Raw genomic sequence first — 16,961 nt, 5'->3', positions numbered from 1 at the left:
TTCCGCTGGATGGCGCGGTCAACTGAAGGACCGGCAGGCCGGCCGGAATTTCGAGACGACAGGAGGCACGATGGCCGATCCCCACACGATGTCCGCGCGCGGCGCATCGTTCGTGCTGCTGGGCGCGCTGTTGACGGCATGCGGATACGGCGCGACGTTCCTGTTGTCGATGCATTTTCGTTCGGCGGGCGGAGGCGACGTCGATACCGGCGTCGCGCTGGTCGAAGCGATGGTCGGCGCGTTGATCGGCCTGCCGCTGGTCGCATGGCTGGCCCATTCGATCGGCACAGCCCGTACCGCTGCGCTGGCCGCACTCGTCGTCGGCGCGGGCGTCGTCGGGTTTGCGCTGATCGACCGCACCGGCTCACTGAGCGTCGTGCCCGGACTGCTGGTCGGCGTCGGCTGGGGCGCGTTCTACCTCGCGGCGCCGATGATGCTAGCCGAGCGCACCGCGGATACCGAACGCGAGCGCTGGTTCCTGCGGTTCGGGTCGTTTCAGATGGCGGGCGTCGGCGGCGGCCCGGCCGTCGCGTCGCTCGCGATACGCAACTGGCACTGGACGACGGGGACGGTGTTCTGCACCGTCGGCGGATTGTGCGCGATGGCCGCCGTCATGCTGGAATGCTTCGGCCGGCTGTCGCCGGCGTCGCTGCCCGCCGCGCGGCCGGTGCGGCCACGATGGGGCTGCGAGATGGCGGCGATCGCCCGCACGCACGCGATCTATCCGATCGCCATCATCGCGCTCGGCTCGAGCGTCTTCTCGGGGCTGATGACGTTCCAGATGTCGATGGCGCAGGAAACCGGCGTGAAGGCCGGAACGTTCTTCGGGCTGTATTCGGCCACGGTGGTCGTCATCCGCTGGCTGCTCGGCGCGCTCGTGATCCGGATGCGCGTCGACGCGACCACGCAGATCCTGCTCGGCTTCATGATCCTGAGCGTCGCGGTGACGTTCGCCGTGCCGCACCATGCGCTCCTTCATTCGGCCAGCGCCGTGCTGCTCGGCACGGGCTACGGCCTCATCTATCCGATCGTCCAGGCGCAGGCCGTCAACAGCGCCGATGCGCGGCATCGGCACGCGGTGCTCACGTGGTTCGTCGCATCGTACTTCGTCGGCGCGTTCGGATTCCCGGCGCTCGGCAGCCTGGTGCTGGTCACCCTGGGCAGGACGATGCTGCTGACGCTCATCGCCGCATGCGGGCTGGCGGCGCTGCTGCTGTCGGTCGTCGAGCACCGCAAGCGAGTGTCGCTCGCGGCGTTCTGAAATCGGCGCAACCGGCGCGGCGCCGGGCCGCCGTTCAGCCGGCGGCGTGCTCGAGAATCGTGCGGACTTCGCCGAGCAGTCCCGGGATGGCGCGATGGCTCGTATGCGCGAGCCGCAGGACGCCGTCGATCGTGCAGGCACCGATGACCTGATCGTCCGCGAATCCGGATGTCACGAACGGACCCCACAGCGCGTCGAGCGATACGCCGTCGTACGTGGCGGCGATGGGTTGATTGCCGAGATTCGACAGCAGGACGTCGAAGGCCAGCACGTTCGACAGGAAGCCGGCCGCGTGTTCGACGCTCGGTCGCGCCGCCATCGCGGTATCCAGCGCCTTCAGCTCCGCCGCGACGCTCGCGCGCGTTTGCGACGGCGCGAGGTCCTGCTTGATCTTGCGGGCCGCTGCCCACAAGTCGACCCCGCGCGGGTAATCGTCGATCGTGACGGTCTGCGTGATGTACACGCCGTTGGCGACACCGGCTTCGCTGGCGAAAGCGCGTACGTCGATCGGCGTGACGGTCCTCAACGCGCGCGCGGCCCAGTCGCTCGACAGGCGCCGGCCCGCTTCATGAACGGCTGCGGCAATCGCGCCATGCACGGTCGTGCACGCTTGCCGGGCGCGCGCGGCGAGGCGACGCGTGGCTTCGGCTGAAAGCGCGACGGCGTCGATGTGCGGCAGCGCCGTCGTATTCGCACGGAACGGCTTCGGCTCCGACGCCGGAACGGGCGCGGGCAGGGTGGCCGCGTCGTTCAGGTCGGCCGCGAGCAGCGTCTCGAGCGACTGCACGAGCGGCAGCGGCGCCGCGGGCTTGCCCGTCAGCGTGCGCAGCAGTTCGTCGATCAGATACGCGGCGCCCATGCCGTCGAGTACGGAGTGATGCGCGACCAGGATCAGCGTCGACGTCGATTCGCGCTGCAACAGTGTCGCGCGCACCAGCGGCGCGGTCGCCCAGTCGAAGCGCGTCGCGATTTCGCGGGCCGTTTCGGTTTGCCACGACGTCGCGTGGTGCTCGATCACGCGCAACGGCACCACGGCGCCGGGTACCGAATGGAACGCCGAATTGTGCTGCGCGTCGGTGGCGATACAGGTGGACAGCAGCGGATGTCTGCGCTGCAGCGCCTGAAAGGCAGCGTGCCATGCGCTGGGCGCAAAGCGCCGGTCGATCTCCGCGACCATCGCGAAATGCGTCGGCCGATTCTGGTCCAGCAACCAGAACAGATGTTCCGTGCTGCCGAGTGCCCGCACGCGCGTGTGCGCGGGCGCCGGACGATCGTCGATTTCCTGCTGCGGGTTCTGCACCGTTTCACTCCCGAAGGGTTGTCTGCCTCAACAGAACACCGCAGGGCGAAGCGTTATTCCCGCTTCGTTTCGGCAATGGCTTTGCCCGGAGCGGCGGATGTGTTTCTCAATGTGTACGCGTCGCGAATGGATACATGACGTTGCAATAGCCCGGCGTCGGGACACATGACCGATACGTGGGCGCGCTCTAATGCATCCCGGCGACGCAATACGTTCTCCGTTCATTCACCCCCATCCAGCACGGTACCGATCATGAGCCAGCAAACCAAAGTCCTGTACACCGGCAAGACTCGCACCACCGGCGGGCGCGACGGCGCGGCCCGCAGTGCCGACGGCCGCCTCGACGTGAAGCTTGCCGGGCCCGGCTCGGCCGCGCCCGGTACGAATCCCGAGCAACTGCTGGCGGCGGGCTGGTCGGCATGCTTCATCGGTGCGATGGGGCTGGCCGCGCAACGGCTGAAGGTTGTGCTGCCGCGCGATACGCACGTCGATGCGGAAATCGATCTGGCCATGGCCGACGGCGCGTACTTCCTGCAGGCCCGGCTGAACGTCAGCGTGCCGGGCGTCGACGCGGACGTCGCGCAGGCGCTGGTCGATGCCGCGCACCAGACGTGCCCGTATTCGAAGGCGACGCGCGGCAACGTCGACGTGGTCGTCACGGTGATCTGACGCGCATCGCGCGCCACGCCGCCGACGCACGGCCGGCGCCCCGTGATCCGGCCTGTCGGGCGACACGCGAGCGCGGATGGAATATCTGCGCCGTCCAGCTGTTTACGTGGGCTGTAGGGGTGTTGCCCGTTCAATTTCGCCTAAACCCATGGATACACATCAGATACGGCCGTTCGTCCGCGTCGGCCGGCTTGCACGTTGCGGAGATCGACGTCGATGACCGCGGCCGAACTGTCCGCCATGCTGCCCGCGATGCTTCCGCGCCTGTGGACGTTCGCGCTGCGCCTCTCCGGCGATCGGCACGACGCGGAGGATCTCGTGCAGTGCGCGTGCGTGCGTGCACTCGAACGCGCGCATCAGTTGCGGCCCGGAACGGCACCGCTCAGCTGGATGTTCTCGATCGTGCAGTCCACCTGGCTCAACGAGCTTCGCGCGCGCAGCGTGCGCCGGCGCTCGGGCATGGACTGGGACGACGACCTGCTCGAAACCATCTCCGATCCCGCCGCGCCGACACTGGAGCAGCAGGCGCTGGATGCGCAGATCGTCAGGGCCGTGCAGCAACTGCCCGAAGCGCAGCGCGCGGTGATGTTGCTGGTGAGCGTGGAAGGACTCAGTTATAGCGAAGCGGCCGACGTGCTCGACGTGCCCATCGGTACGATCATGAGCCGGCTGTCGCGTGCTCGCCAGGCGATCGGTGCGCTGTTCGCCGATCGACACGAACGACCCGTGAAAAGCGCGGCGAACAGTGAGGATCAGGGGGCTTGAAAATGGACGACGTCCTGCTCATGGCATACGTGGACGGAGCGCTCACGTCGCACCAGCGCGCGGAAGTCGACCGGGCGATCCGAACGTCGGTCGAGATCGCGACGCGGGTGGCCTTGCTCGAAGCATCGGTGTTGCCCTATCAGCGCGCGTTTCAGCGTCACCCATGGCTGCCGGTGCCGCAGAGTCTGATCCGGACGGTCGCCGACATCGCGCACGCGCATGCGCCGCCGTCGACGCGGCCGGTCGGCGGCGGCGATCATCGGCAAATCTCGGGTCCAGCGCAGCCCGGCGTACGTGGGCGGCCGTCCACGCCGGTTCGCTCGCGCGTTCGCATGATGGCGCCGTGGCTCGCGGTCGCATTCGTCGCGGGCGCGTTCTGCAGCGCCGCCGTACTGCGCTTCGCGCCGCCACCCGCATCGGTGGTCGCGCGGGCGCGGATGTCGCCGTGGATCATGGCGGCCGTCAATTATCAGCGGCTCTATACGCGCGACACCGTTGCATTCGATTCGGCGAACTTCGCGGCCGCCGCGCAGACGATCGACACGATTCGCCGGGACGACGGACTGGGGATACGGATTCCGGACCTGCGCTCGGCCGGGCTGACGTTCAAGCGCATCCAGCGCCTGAATTTCAATCGCAAACCGCTGGTGCAGATCGTCTATCTGCCCGACCAAGGCGCGCCCGTCGCGCTATGCGTGATGAAGGACGAGCGGCCGGACACCGTGCCCGACCGTCAGCAGGTCGGCAACATGGACGTCGTGACGTGGCGGCGCTCGGGAGTCGCGTATGCGCTGATCGCCGCCCCCGGCGATGCGGACCTCGGCGCGCTCGGCGACCGGATCGCCGACAGCGAACGATCGTGACGGCCGGCGCGACGCGCGTGGTGCAACCGGCTGCCGACGGAGCCCGGTACAAACCGATACAAACCGGACAAACGCCGGATACGTCGTCCATTTCCAATCTATCCGCGGACGGCCTGACGGATGGCCGTCTGCACGACGCGCGATGCCCGCACCGACGGCGGATCGCGCGACCCATGAACTGAAATCACATACCGTTGGGGGAACCAGGACATGTCAGAGGATTCGATTCCGCGCGAAATTGCCCATGCGAACGGCGCGCCGGTCAGCAACAACGTCAACATCCAGACGGCCGGCGCGCGCGGTCCCGCGCTGCTGCAGGACGTCTGGCTGATCGAAAAGCTCGCGCATTTCGATCGCGAGGTGATCCCGGAGCGCCGCATGCATGCGAAGGGCGCCGGCGCATACGGGACCTTCACCGTGACGCACGACATTTCGCGGTACACGAAGGCGAAGCTCTTCTCCGAAATCGGCAAGCAGACGCCGATGTTCGTGCGCTTCTCGACGGTGGCCGGCGAGCGCGGCGCGGCCGATGCGGAACGCGACATCCGCGGCTTCGCGCTGAAGTTCTATACCGAGGAAGGGAACTGGGATCTGGTCGGCAACAATACGCCGGTGTTCTTCTTTCGCGATCCATTGCGCTTTCCCGACCTCAATCATGCGGTCAAGCGCGACCCGCGCACCGGCATGCGCAGCGCGGAAAACAACTGGGATTTCTGGTCGCTGCTGCCCGAGGCGCTGCACCAGGTGACGATCGTCATGAGCGAGCGCGGCATTCCGCGATCGTACCGGCACATGCACGGGTTCGGCAGCCATACGTACAGCATGATCAATGCGCAGAACGAGCGGACCTGGGTGAAGTTCCATTACCGCTCGCAACAGGGCATCGAGAACCTGACCGACGCGCAGGCGCAAGCGCTGATCGCCCGGGACCGCGAAACCCATCAGCGTGACCTGTTCGACAGCATCGAGGCCGGCAATTTTCCGCGCTGGACGCTGTACATTCAGGTGATGACCGACGCGCAGGCGAAAGCGTTTCGGTTCAACCCGTTCGATCTCACGAAGGTCTGGCCGAAGGCTGAATTTCCGCTGATCGAAGTCGGCGAATTCGAGCTCAACCGCAATCCCGACAATTTCTTCGCCGAGACGGAGCAGGCCGCGTTTTCGCCGGCGAACGTCGTGCCGGGCATCGGCTACTCGCCGGACCGGATGTTGCAGGCGCGCCTGTTTTCGTACGGCGATGCGCAGCGATATCGGCTGGGCGTCAACTTCGCCCAGATCCCGGTGAACGCGCCGCAGTGCCCGTTCCACAGTTATCACCGCGATGGTGCGATGCGCACCGACGGCAATCTCGGCGCGGCGCCGTCGTACTGGCCCAACAGCAAGGGCGCGTGGTCGGACCGGCCGCAGCTCGACGAACCGCCGCTCGAGCTGAACGGCGCGGCCGCGCATTGGGATCATCGCGTCGACGATGATCACTATCAGCAGCCGGGCGACCTGTTCCGGCTGATGGATGCGCGGCAACGCCAGTGCCTGTTCGATACCACCGCACGGCAGCTTGCCGGCGTGTCGGCGGGCATCCGGCAGCGCCACATCGACAACTGCTCGCGGGCCGACCCGGCCTATGGCGCGGGGATCGCCGCGGCGCTCGCGAGACTGGCGGGCGAGCGCGAATAGCGGCTGGTATTGGCGACGCGCGTTCGGCCGCGGCCGGCGCGCGGCAGCGCGGCTGGCGGGCCGGTTCGACGTCCGACGTCACGTCGCCGGCCGCGCGGCGCCGCTCGACCCGCCGCGGCGGTCGGCGACGCACGCGCGAGCGCCGCCCGTCACGAACGCGCGGCCGTCTTTGCTTCCAGCATCTTCACGAGCAGATGGAGCGTCCGATTGACCGGCGTGTCGATGCCTGCCGCGCGCCCGCGCCGCACGACCGCGCCGTTCAGGTGATCGATCTCGCCGGGTCTGCCGCGCGCCAGATCCTGCGCCGTCGACGAATACTGGCCGGGCGGAATCGTCGCTTCGATGCGCTCGACGATCGCGGCCGGCCCGTCGGCGAAATGGATGCCTTCGGCCGCCGCGACCGCGATGCACTCGGCGACGGCCGCACGCATCGTTTCGCGCAACGCATCGCGATGCGACATCTCGCCCAAGGGCAACTGCACGATCGCGGAAATCGCGTTGTACGCGCAATTGAGGATGAACTTGTGCCAGAGCGCCGCGCGCACGTCGTCGGCGATCCGGGTCGGAATGGCCGCTGTCCGCAGCACCTGCGCCAGCCGTTCGCTCGACGGCGACGCTTCGATCGCGAGATCGCCGCGGCCATGGTGCAGCAGATGCCCCGGGCCCGCCATCTCGCTGGCGACATAGACCGCCGCGCCAATGACCGGGCCGGCGATCTCCGCGCGCAGCACGGCCGCGTTGTCGACGCCGTTCTGCAGACTGACCACGAGCGCTTGCGGCGCCAGCACGCGGCTCAACGTGCGCGCGGCTTGCGCGGTATCGCCGGACTTCACGCACACGAACACCACGTCGGCCGATGCCGCGGCGTCGATATCGGTCGACGCGTCGGCCGGCACGCGACGGTCGAACGTGCGCGTCTGGACGCGCAGACCCCGGTCGCGAATCGCGTCGACGTGCAACGGACGGCCAATGAAAACCACCTCGTGGCCGTGCAGCGCCAGCATGCCGCCGAAGTAGCAGCCGACCGCGCCGGCGCCCAGAACCGCAAAACGCATGATTGCTCCAGGAGAAGGCGTGAACGTGTCACGCACGGGCGAGGCGCGCGCAAGCGGCAGGCTCGTGCGCCCTCCATCCTCATGGAACACGCGACGGCGGCCGTTTATTCCCGGCGTCGCACCGGATTCGCGACACGGCGTGCCGACATTGCTCCGCCTGCAGTCCAAATGGAGGTTGCCGAGCGCGGCCTTGAACAGTCGCCGCGGAAAATCGACGCGCAATGGAATGACATGGGGTGCCCGGGTGTTGTCCATCCGTAGCGCGTCATCGGGTTGGCGCGCGGTTCCCGATTCCTGACTTTTTCGAGATGAACTTTCCAGACTCGCTTCAGATTCCGGCTGTATCCCATCGCCCGCTGACCGGCCGCGATCACCGGACGCTCGCGCTCGCCGCGCTCGGTGGCGCGCTCGAATTTTACGATTTCGTGATTTACGTGTTTTTCGCGACGGTCATCGGTCAATTGTTCTTTCCGCCATCGATTCCCGACTGGCTGCGGCAGTTGCAGACGTTCGGCATTTTCGCGGCGGGTTATCTCGCGCGCCCGCTCGGCGGCGTGGTGCTCGCGCATTTCGGCGATCTCGTCGGCCGCAAACGCATGTTCACGTTGAGCGTGATGATGATGGCGCTGCCGACGTTGACGATGGGGCTGCTGCCGACCTATGCGTCCATCGGCATTGCCGCGCCCGTGCTGCTGCTCCTGTGCCGGTTGTTGCAAGGGGCGGCGGTAGGCGGCGAGGTGCCGGGCGCGTGGGTGTTCGTGGCCGAACACGTGCCGCCGCGCCATGTCGGCTATGCGTGCGGCCTGCTGACCGGCGGCCTGACGCTCGGCATCCTGCTTGGCTCGCTGATCGCGTCGACGATCAATCGTCATTATTCGCCGGCGGAGATCGGCGCGTATGCGTGGCGACTGCCTTTCGTCGTCGGCGGCCTGTTCGGGATTGTGTCGGCGTTGCTGCGACGCTGGCTCGACGAGACGCCCGTATTCGTCGAAATGAAGCGGAGCCGGTCGCTGACCCGCGAAGTGCCGCTGAAAGCCGTGCTGCGCGATCACGGGCGGGCCGTGCTGGTATCGATGATCCTCACGTGGACGCTCACCGCCGCGATCGTCGTCGTGATCCTGATGACGCCGACCCTCGTCGCCAGGCAATTTCACATCGCGCCCGCGCTTGCGCTGCAGGCCAATTCGGCCGCGACGTTCTGCCTGACGATCGGATGCATCGTCGCCGGTTCGATCGCGGGACGGTTCGGCACCGGCCGCACGATCTTCGTCGGCTGCCTGATGCTCGGTGGGTCGTACTGGCTGATGGCGTCGCGACTCGCCGTCGATCCGTCGCTGCTGTTGCCGCTTTACGCGCTATGCGGCTTCTGCGTCGGGGCGGTCGCGGCGATTCCGGTCGCGATGGTCCACGCGTTTCCGGCGGCCGTGCGCTTTTCCGGGATCTCGTTCTCGTACAACGTCGCCTATGCGGTGTTCGGCGGTCTCACGCCGGTGTTCGTCTCGGTACTGCTGAAGTCGCATCCGCACGCGCCGGAACTGTATGTGGGCGCGCTGTGCGTGGCGGGTGCGCTGACGGGCATCATGCTGCGGCCTGCACGGTAAGCGGTGCGCTGAAGCCATAGGGACAGGGAGATCCGGCGGTGACGACCGTTCGCGGCAAGCGGGCGGCGCAGCCGCGATCGCCCGATTGGACCGCGGCGCGCCAGTACCTTACGATCCACGACATCCTCACCGTGGAGCGACCTCATGCTGTCCGAAGACGAACTGGCGCTGCTCGACGCGATCCGCGCCACCGGCAGCCTGTCGCGGGCCGCCGCGCAGCTCGGCAAGGCGCCGTCGACGGTGTCGCACGCGGCGCGCCAGCTCGAAACGCGCTTCGACGCGCTGCTGTTCGACCGCCGCGGCTACCGGCTGCAGCTCACGCCGGCCGGACAATTGCTGGCCGACGAGGCGGCGCGGCTGGCGCTCGACGTCGCCCGGCTGACGCAGCGCGTGCGGCAGGTCGCGAGCGGCTGGGAGGACCGGCTGTGGATCGTCAGCGACGAGGTGCTGGAGTTCGATACGCTGCTGCCGGTCGTCCGCGCGTTCGATGCGCTCGATTCGGGCGTGTCGCTGCGCTTCACGCACGAGGTGCTCGGCGGCACCTGGGAAGCGTTGCGCGACGGCCGCGCGGATCTGGTCGTCGGCGCGACGAACGAGCCGCCGGCGATTCCGGGCCTCAAGTGGTTCGAACTCGGCGCGATGGAGTGGGTGTTCGCGGTGTCGCCGCGCCATCCGCTGGCGTCCGTGGGCGGGGTGCTGACGCGCGACGCGATCGGTGCGCACCGATCGGTCGTCGTCGCCGATTCGTCGCGGCGCGCGGCCGGCCGCGCGTACGGGCTGCTCGGCGGGCAGGCGGTGCTCGCGGTGCCGTCGATGCGCGCGAAGATCCTCGCGCAGCGCGATGCGCTCGGCGTCGGCTGGGTGCCGCGCCGGCGCGTCGCGTCGCTGCTCGCGCGCGGCGAACTGGTCGAGAAGCAGACAGCCGACCCGCGGGAGCCGAACCTGCTGTATGTCGCATGGCACGACGACCGCGACGGCCGCGCGCTGCAATGGTGGCTGGAGCAATTGCGCGAGCCGCGGCTCGCGCAGCGGCTGCTCGACGGGATCGACGTCGTCGGCTGAACCTGCTCGCGCCAACATGTTCGACGTTTTCGAACATGTTCGTCGCGCCGGTCGTACGGCAAGGCCCGGCGCCGCGCGCATCCTGTGTTCACGGTCAACTCACCGGTTCACAGGAGAACATCATGCAACGCTTCGAAGGAAAGACGGTCCTCGTCACGGGCGGCAACAGCGGCATCGGCCTGGCGGCCGCCCGCGCATTCGCGGCCGAAGGCGCGCGGGTCATCATCACCGGGCGCGACGCCGACACGCTGGAAGCGGCCCGCCAAACGCTCGGCGAAGGCGCGCTCGCGATTCGCAACGAAGCCGGCAGCGTCGCGTCGGCCCGCGCGCTGGCCGCCGCGCTCGCCGCCGCCGGCGTGCGGCTCGACGCCGTGTTCGTCAACGCGGGCGTCGCGAAACTCGCGCCGTTCGCCGACAGCGACGAAGCGATGTGGGATCTCGTGTTCGACACCAACGTGAAGGGCGCGTATTTCCAGATCCAGTCGCTGGTGCCGCTGCTGAACCGCGGTGCATCGATCGTGATCAACGGCTCGATCAACGCGCACATCGGGATGCCCGGCTCGTCGGTGTACGCGGCCAGCAAGGCGGCCGTCAATTCGTTCGCGAAGACGCTGTCGACGGAACTGCTGCCGCACGGCGTGCGCGTGAACGTGGTGAGCCCCGGGCCGGTGCAGACGCCGCTGTACGGCAAGCTCGGGCTCGATGCGGCGACGCTCGACGCGACGGCCGACAAGATCAAGGGCCTCGTGCCGATCGGCCGGTTCGGCACGCCGGACGAAATCGCGTCGACGGTGCTGCACCTGAGCGCGCCGGAATCCGCGTTCATCGTCGGCGCGGAAATCATCGCGTCGGGCGGGATGGGGTTGCTCTGAGCGGCGAGGCGGGCGGGGACCGTAACCGGCCCCCGTCACCTGCACCTATCGGGACGCACAGGCGCCGCGTGTATCGTCGCCGGTTCCCAGTTGCGTCACCGTCAACCCCGAAAACGTCGCGCGGCCCTGTTCGGCAAACACGGCCACGCGATCCGCGTCGAGCGGCGGAAAGAGCAGGTCCGTCAGCGCGACGCGGCCGCCGTTCGCGAACACTTCGACCGAGCCGCGATCGACGACGATTTCGAGTCGCAGTTGCCCGCGTTCGAGCGGCAGATCGACGATATGCTCGCGGCTGAACGTGCCGGCGAAATTCGCTTCGCCGGATCGCGAGCGGTCGAGCGTCAGCGTGCGCTTCGCGGTGTCGTACACGATCCGGGTGCCGATCGACCCGTCGGCCGAACGCCGCACGATCAGCCCCGCGCGCGCGGCACGCTGCGGCGAGAGCGTCACCGTGATGCGCTGGACGACGCCACGTGTGGCGGCCGACAGTGGGCGGGTAGCGGAGTCGACCGTGACGTCGCCTTCATGCACGGCCGGCCGGCCGTCGGCCCATGCGTCGAAGGCGGCGGCCGGCGCGACGATCAGGGTCGGCTCGCCGTCGATCGCCTTCAGCGACAGTTCGCGCGGCAGCGTGGTCGCGCCACGCCACGGGGTGGTCGGCACTTTTGCCGCGTAATCCCAGTTGCTCATCCAGGCGATCGCGACCGGCCGGGCGCCGGGTGCGCCGGAGAACGTGCCGGCCGCGTAGAAGTCGGCGCCGTGATCGACCCAGCGGAAGTGCGCGGGATCGGAGCCGGCGGGCGCGACGCGGTCCGGCGTGAACGTGCGGCCGTCGAAATCGCCGACGAAATACATGGCCCCGGAGCCGCCCGCGATCGACCACGGATTCACGTTGACGATCATTACCCATTTGATTCGCTTCGGATCGCCGTCGAGCGGTAGCGGTATGAGGTCCGGCATTTCCCACAGCGCGCCCGCATGCGGCACGTCCGGCAGCGTGAAGTCGCTGAGGAACGACCAGTGGATCAGGTCGTCGGAACGATAGAGCTTCACGACGTGCGCATCGGCGACGACCGTCGTCATCAACCAGTAGCCGCCCGCCGCATACCACGACACTTTCGGGTCGCGAAATTGCTTCGATTCCGGATCGAGCGTCAGCACCGGGTTGTGCGCATACGGCTGCCAGGTCGTGCCCTGGTCGAGGCTGTACGCGAGCGACTGCGCCTGTATGCCCGGTGCGTGACCCGAGCCGGGCTTGTAGACGCTCGTATAGAGCGCGACGAGCGGCGTGTGGCCCGGTGTGCCGAGACCGGACGTGTTCAGCGTATCGGCGACGATCGAGCCGGAGAAGATTTCCTCGGCGGCGTTCGCGCGCATCGCGACCGGCTGCTCGCGCCAGTGGACGAGGTCGGTGCTGGTTGCGTGGCCCCACGACATGTTGCCCCAGTCGTTGCCGAGCGGGTTGTACTGATAGAACAGGTGATAGCGGCCGTTCGCGTAGACGAGCCCGTTCGGGTCGTTCATCCAGTTGCGCTGCGGCGTGTAGTGGAGGGCGGGCCGCCACTGCGGCGTGCCGTTGTCGGCCGGCGTATGGCAGGGCGTGGCGACGGCCTGCGTGGACGCCATGCAGACGAGCAGCAGCCGGATGAGGCGGACGGAAAAGCGGAAAGACGTCGATTTCATGCGGTGCCGGAGGCGCTTCGTCGGACGAAGCGGGAAAGGAGGGCGCAGGCCGCCTGCAACGGCGGCATGCGCAACGGTCAAAAGAAAGTCGAAAAAAAGCGGAGGCGCGCACGCGGCACGCGCGATACGCGACTCCCGAACCTCGTGCCTTTATCGACGACGGTTATTGTTGGTTAATTGGCCTGGCCGTTGCCGTCGTTGTGGCCGGCCCCCGTCGCCGGCAGGTTCGACGGGATGTCGCCGTAGCCGCCGAGGCCGCCGCGTCCATACGTGCGGTCGACCGCCGTCGACGTGCCGTTGATGTTCACCTTCACCGTCGGCGCGAGCGTGCCGCCGCGGCGCGGGCCGATCGCGTCGATGAACGACTCGACGAGCCCGCCCGGCATCACGTAGTGCGAATACGACTGGAATTCGCGCGGGTTCTGGTTCGGGTCCTGCGCATACGGTGCGCCGGCCGGTGCGGAGAAGTCGGTCGGGTTGCCGAGCACGAGGCCGCTGCCGCCGTTCAGCGGCAGGTAATCGCTGCGGATGCCGTTGCCGACGAAGCCGTACACGCCGTCCGGGCCGTCGACGCCGGCTGCCATCGTCGTGCGGTGGCTGATCGTGAACAGGTAGTACTTGCCGTCCTTCAGGTAGATCTGCGGGCGCTCGGTCTGGTCGTCGACGCAGTTCGCCGACAGGATCGGCGGCAGGAACTTCCACTCGGTCAGTTGCGGGTTCGTCGCGACCGCGAGGCCGACGTTGGCCTTTTGATACACTGCGCCCGAATTCATCACCGCGTTGAGATCTTCGCGGTTCGGATCGTTGGGTGCATAGCCGAGATCGGCCTCGGTGCAGGTGCGTGCGCCGCGCGGGCCGCCGGTGTTGCCTTCGAACACCATGTAGGTCTTGCCCGGATGCGCGGGGTCGGTGAACACGAACGGATCGCGGAACGAGAAGTAGGTGTTCTGCTGGCCGGTCTGGTAGTAGTTGCCGTCCGGCTGCAGCAGCGCCTTGTGATCGCCGAAGCCGGTGAACCACACATGCTTGTCGTCGGCGTGGATGTTGCCGTCGGCGCGCGTGATGATCGCCTGCGGCGGCGTGATGTCGGCGCCGCCGGGGGCCGAGCGGTTGAACGACGTCGCGGTGTAGTACAGGCTGACGTTGCTGCCGTTCGTGAGGCGCGCGGAGCCCGACCATTCGGCGTTGTTGGTCATCGGCGCGGTGCCGAACACCCGGGCGCTCGCGCCGTCGGGGAACAGGTGGCCGCCCCAGGTCCAGCCGCCGTTCGCGGGGCGCTGCGACGCGGGGATGCCGGCGCGGCGATAGAAGAAGCCGATGCGGGCGTGGACGTGACGGTCGTCGAACGTGTAGCCCGCGTGCGGATCGGCGGTGAGCGAGAAGATCACCTCCCAGCCCTTGTAGCTGAGCTGGTTCGCGCGCAGGTCGGCCAGCGGCCACGTGTCCCACACCCACACGTTCGAGTTGATCAGCGGGAAGTCCTGCGGGATGTCCGGCATCGTCAGCGCTTGCGGCAGCGAGTTCTTGTCGGCGCCGGCGGTGTGCGACTGGGCGACGATCTGGCGGATGTCCGCGCGCGTCCAGCGCATCGTGAAGTTGCCTTCGGGATCGTAGGCTTGCTGCGTATGGGGCGTGGGCACGGGCGCGCCCGTGCCGCCGGACTGCGCATGCGCGACGGACGCGAAGGCGGCGAGTGCGCCGCCAGCGAGCAGCAAACGTTTGGCCGCGATCGGGCGGAAAAGGGGAAAGTATGTCATCTCGTCGTTGTTTCCTTGGCAGGTGAAAATGAACGGCTGAGTGGGCATCGATGTCCAAACCGGTTTGGATGCTATTTCAAACCGGTTTGGAACGCAAAAGATATTTATTTGACGGTAATGATTACTCAATGGAAATAATTACCCGGTCGGCGCATCCCGGACCTCGGGCGGCCGGGCGGATCGGCGAATGCGAGGAATGACGGTGAAGGTGAATCTGAAGGCGCTGTCGGACGCGCTCGGTCTGTCGCGGACGACGGTCAGCCGCGCGTTGAACGGTTACGACGACGTCAGCGAGGCGACGCGCGAGCGCGTGGCGAAGGCCGCGCGCGAAATGGGCTACGTGGCCGATCCGACCGCGCGCCGGCTGGCGACCGGCCGGGCCGACATGATCGGCATCGTCTATCCGTTCGGCGCCGGCGATCTCGGCGATCCACGGTTCGGCGAGGTCGTCGCGGGCATCACCGAGCGGCTCGCCGAGCGCAATCTCGATTTCATCATCGCGTCGGCGCGACCGAACGCGGAACTGGACACCTATCGGCGCATCGTCGACGGCAAGCTCGTCGACGGGCTGATCGTCGCGCGCACGCAGGTGGACGATCCGCGTCTCGCGTACCTGCAAGCGAGCGCGTTTCCGTATGTCGCGTACGGCCGCACGCAGGCGGCCGGCCCGTATGCGTGGTTCGACTTCGACAACGAGGCGGGCGCGCGCGACGCGGCGCGCCGGCTGATCGGCTTCGGGCATCGGCGCATCGCGATGATCAGCGCGCCGCTGACGCTGAATTTCGCCGCGCAGCGGCGCGCCGGTTATCTGTCGGCATTGCGCGAAGCCGGTATCCAGGCCGATCCGGCGCTGCTCGTCGAGTGCGCGTTTACGCACGACGGCGGCCAGCAGGCGGCGCGGGCGCTGCTCGAGCGCGCCGAGCCGCCGACCGCGCTGCTGGTCGACAACAACATCGCGGGCGGCGGCGCGTTTCGCGCGCTGGTCGACAGCGGGCTGCGCCTGGGCGCCGATATGTCGCTGATCGTCTACGACGGCGTGCCGCCCGATATCGGGCACCCGTATCGTGTCACGGCGGTCGTGCAGCCGACCGGGCACGCCTCGGGCCGCGCGCTGGCGGAGCTGATGCTGCGGCTGCTGGACGACGGCGTGCGCGATCACCGGCTCGAAGCGCCAGTCATCGAAGCGGGGGACACGGACGGGCCTGTGCGCGGGTAGCCGTCGGGAGCCGGCGCGGCTGCAGCGGCCGGCTGCTGCGGGCAAACGGAGAAGGGCGGCGACGGCGATGCCGGACTCCGCCCCCGTCGAAAAGGCCATGACGACGGCAGGGGCGAATACGCGTTCTTCTAGACGACCGGTCTAATTCGCGGCTATCATCCGTCCTTGTGAATGCGGCGACGTCCCCGGCAGTTTCATGCCGCGAGACGCCGTCGTTTTATTTCGGCTACTTCTAGACGACTGGTCTAATAGGTTTATATCGCATGCGGATGAATGAATCGCACGTTGCCGCGCGCGGGCGGACTAACCATCAGGCGCGCCGCGCCGACGTGCGGCTCCGTTCCCCCGTTCATTTTCGAAGGAGTGTCCGATCATGAAGATTCTGGTTGTCCTGACCTCGCACGACACGCTCGGCGACACCGGCAAGAAAACCGGCTTCTGGCTCGAGGAACTGGCCGCGCCGTACTACACGTTCAAGGATGCGGGCGTCGAGCTGACGCTCGCGTCGCCGAAGGGCGGCCAGCCGCCGCTCGACCCGAAGAGCAGCGACCCGACGGCCCAGACCGACGCGACGCGCCGCTTCGACGCCGATGCGGCGGCCCAGGCCGAACTCGCGTCGACGCGCAAGCTGGCCGACGTGTCGGCGGACGACTACGACGCGGTGTTCTACCCGGGCGGCCATGGCCCGCTGTGGGATCTCGCCGAGGATCTGCATTCGATCGGCCTGATCGAGCGCACGCTCGCGGCCGGCAAGCCGGTCGCGGCGGTCTGCCACGCGCCGGGCGTGCTGCGCCACGTGAAGAACCCGCAGACCGGCGAGTCGGTCGTGCGCGGCAAGCGCGCGACGGGTTTCACCAATAGCGAGGAAGCGGCGGTCGAGCTGACCGAAGTCGTGCCGTTCCTCGTCGAGGACATGCTGAAGACCAACGGCGCTGAATTCGAGCGCAGCGCCGACTGGGCGCCGCATGTCGTCACCGACGGGCTGCTGATCACCGGGCAGAACCCGGCGTCGTCGGCGCCCGCGGCCGAGGCGCTGCTCGCGAAGCTCGGCCACCGCTGAACACATGGCGCCGGCCCGGCCGGCGCCGCGTCCTTGCCGTCGCCGGGCGCAGCCGGCCCGCCGACGGCCCGCATCGTTGCGCCGTGCGCCCCGCACGACGCATTCCCCGTTTTGCAGGACCCA

At 68.1% G+C, this 16,961-nt stretch carries 14 protein-coding genes; 10 read left to right on the top strand and 4 right to left on the bottom strand.

All coding sequences use genetic code 11. The features are described 5' to 3' along the window. The first annotated feature begins 70 nt into the window (after positions 1–70). Positions 71–1,261 (top strand): MFS transporter, encoded by a 1,191-nt coding sequence (locus J8I33_RS01965; protein ID WP_209932794.1) that lies wholly within the window; start codon positions 71–73, stop codon positions 1,259–1,261. Between the two features lie 34 nt (positions 1,262–1,295). On the opposite strand, the gene J8I33_RS01960 is transcribed toward J8I33_RS01965, so the two are convergent. Beyond that, positions 1,296–2,561, bottom strand: a complete 1,266-nt coding sequence (locus J8I33_RS01960) for a condensation domain-containing protein (protein WP_348522255.1) — start codon at positions 2,559–2,561, stop codon at positions 1,296–1,298. Positions 2,562–2,813: 252 nt separating this feature from the next. On the opposite strand from J8I33_RS01960, the gene J8I33_RS01955 reads away from it, so the two are divergent. From J8I33_RS01955 to J8I33_RS01940, 4 genes are all read left to right on the top strand, one after another. Next, positions 2,814–3,230: an organic hydroperoxide resistance protein gene (locus tag J8I33_RS01955; protein ID WP_209932792.1), complete on the top strand. Its 417-nt coding sequence runs from the start codon at positions 2,814–2,816 to the stop codon at positions 3,228–3,230. Between the two features lie 216 nt (positions 3,231–3,446). Then, positions 3,447–3,995 carry an RNA polymerase sigma factor gene (locus J8I33_RS01950; protein WP_050010948.1) on the top strand — a complete coding sequence of 183 codons (549 nt, stop codon included), beginning with the start codon at positions 3,447–3,449 and terminating at the stop codon, positions 3,993–3,995. A gap of 20 nt (positions 3,996–4,015) precedes the next feature. Then, positions 4,016–4,858, top strand: coding sequence for an anti-sigma factor (locus J8I33_RS01945; protein WP_245171274.1), 843 nt, complete (start codon positions 4,016–4,018; stop codon positions 4,856–4,858). 210 nt (positions 4,859–5,068) lie between these two features. Then, a complete protein-coding gene (locus tag J8I33_RS01940; RefSeq protein ID WP_209925283.1) occupies positions 5,069–6,532 on the top strand; it encodes a catalase in 1,464 nt (487 codons plus the stop codon). Between the two features lie 149 nt (positions 6,533–6,681). On the opposite strand, the gene J8I33_RS01935 is transcribed toward J8I33_RS01940, so the two are convergent. Beyond that, positions 6,682–7,587, bottom strand: a complete 906-nt coding sequence (locus J8I33_RS01935; RefSeq protein WP_209932788.1) for a ketopantoate reductase family protein — start codon at positions 7,585–7,587, stop codon at positions 6,682–6,684. A gap of 308 nt (positions 7,588–7,895) precedes the next feature. On the opposite strand from J8I33_RS01935, the gene J8I33_RS01930 reads away from it, so the two are divergent. The 3 genes from J8I33_RS01930 (at position 7,896) to J8I33_RS01920 (ending at position 11,122) form a co-directional block, all read left to right on the top strand. Next, positions 7,896–9,188: an MFS transporter gene (locus J8I33_RS01930; protein WP_124593318.1), complete on the top strand. Its 1,293-nt coding sequence runs from the start codon at positions 7,896–7,898 to the stop codon at positions 9,186–9,188. Positions 9,189–9,332: 144 nt separating this feature from the next. Continuing rightward, on the top strand, positions 9,333–10,250 hold the full coding sequence (locus J8I33_RS01925) for a LysR family transcriptional regulator (RefSeq protein WP_089489325.1): 918 nt from the start codon (positions 9,333–9,335) through the stop codon (positions 10,248–10,250). 122 nt (positions 10,251–10,372) lie between these two features. After that, the gene (locus J8I33_RS01920) at positions 10,373–11,122 is read left to right on the top strand and encodes an SDR family oxidoreductase (protein ID WP_209932786.1); all 750 of its coding nucleotides are present in this window, start codon (positions 10,373–10,375) and stop codon (positions 11,120–11,122) included. Positions 11,123–11,167: 45 nt separating this feature from the next. Here J8I33_RS01920 and J8I33_RS01915 read toward each other — a convergent pair whose 3' ends face one another. Beyond that, the gene (locus tag J8I33_RS01915) at positions 11,168–12,805 is read right to left on the bottom strand and encodes a glycoside hydrolase family 32 protein (RefSeq protein WP_209932783.1); all 1,638 of its coding nucleotides are present in this window, start codon (positions 12,803–12,805) and stop codon (positions 11,168–11,170) included. A 173-nt stretch (positions 12,806–12,978) separates the two neighbouring features. Next, on the bottom strand, positions 12,979–14,562 hold the full coding sequence (locus tag J8I33_RS01910) for a glycoside hydrolase family 68 protein (RefSeq protein ID WP_050010956.1): 1,584 nt from the start codon (positions 14,560–14,562) through the stop codon (positions 12,979–12,981). A 187-nt stretch (positions 14,563–14,749) separates the two neighbouring features. Between J8I33_RS01910 and J8I33_RS01905 the strand changes: the two genes are divergently transcribed. Together J8I33_RS01905 and J8I33_RS01900 are read left to right on the top strand one after the other, a co-directional pair. Beyond that, positions 14,750–15,778, top strand: a complete 1,029-nt coding sequence (locus J8I33_RS01905; protein ID WP_209932780.1) for a substrate-binding domain-containing protein — start codon at positions 14,750–14,752, stop codon at positions 15,776–15,778. 373 nt (positions 15,779–16,151) lie between these two features. Beyond that, positions 16,152–16,838 carry a type 1 glutamine amidotransferase domain-containing protein gene (locus J8I33_RS01900; protein ID WP_050010958.1) on the top strand — a complete coding sequence of 229 codons (687 nt, stop codon included), beginning with the start codon at positions 16,152–16,154 and terminating at the stop codon, positions 16,836–16,838. The last annotated feature ends 123 nt before the right edge of the window (positions 16,839–16,961 follow it).

It is taken from the genome of Burkholderia sp. AcTa6-5, from assembly GCF_017815075.1.
GTDB classification, from domain to species: Bacteria; Pseudomonadota; Gammaproteobacteria; order Burkholderiales; family Burkholderiaceae; genus Burkholderia; species Burkholderia sola.
The sequence above is the reverse complement of the archived record's forward strand: the minus strand, read 5'-3'. Positions and strand labels throughout refer to the sequence as shown.

Bases quoted from the DNA above. Each gene is read 5' to 3' on its own strand.
- J8I33_RS01965 (WP_209932794.1), top strand. From the start codon at position 71: ATGGCCGATCCCCACACGATGTCCGCGCGCGGCGCATCGTTCGTGCTG.
- J8I33_RS01955 (WP_209932792.1), top strand. From the start codon at position 2,814: ATGAGCCAGCAAACCAAAGTCCTGTACACCGGCAAGACTCGCACCACC.
- J8I33_RS01950 (WP_050010948.1), top strand. From the start codon at position 3,447: ATGACCGCGGCCGAACTGTCCGCCATGCTGCCCGCGATGCTTCCGCGC.
- J8I33_RS01945 (WP_245171274.1), top strand. From the start codon at position 4,016: ATGGCATACGTGGACGGAGCGCTCACGTCGCACCAGCGCGCGGAAGTC.
- J8I33_RS01940 (WP_209925283.1), top strand. From the start codon at position 5,069: ATGTCAGAGGATTCGATTCCGCGCGAAATTGCCCATGCGAACGGCGCG.
- J8I33_RS01935 (WP_209932788.1), bottom strand. From the start codon at position 7,587: ATGCGTTTTGCGGTTCTGGGCGCCGGCGCGGTCGGCTGCTACTTCGGC.
- J8I33_RS01930 (WP_124593318.1), top strand. From the start codon at position 7,896: ATGAACTTTCCAGACTCGCTTCAGATTCCGGCTGTATCCCATCGCCCG.
- J8I33_RS01925 (WP_089489325.1), top strand. From the start codon at position 9,333: ATGCTGTCCGAAGACGAACTGGCGCTGCTCGACGCGATCCGCGCCACC.
- J8I33_RS01920 (WP_209932786.1), top strand. From the start codon at position 10,373: ATGCAACGCTTCGAAGGAAAGACGGTCCTCGTCACGGGCGGCAACAGC.
- J8I33_RS01915 (WP_209932783.1), bottom strand. From the start codon at position 12,805: ATGAAATCGACGTCTTTCCGCTTTTCCGTCCGCCTCATCCGGCTGCTG.
- J8I33_RS01910 (WP_050010956.1), bottom strand. From the start codon at position 14,562: ATGACATACTTTCCCCTTTTCCGCCCGATCGCGGCCAAACGTTTGCTG.
- J8I33_RS01905 (WP_209932780.1), top strand. From the start codon at position 14,750: ATGCGAGGAATGACGGTGAAGGTGAATCTGAAGGCGCTGTCGGACGCG.
- J8I33_RS01900 (WP_050010958.1), top strand. From the start codon at position 16,152: ATGAAGATTCTGGTTGTCCTGACCTCGCACGACACGCTCGGCGACACC.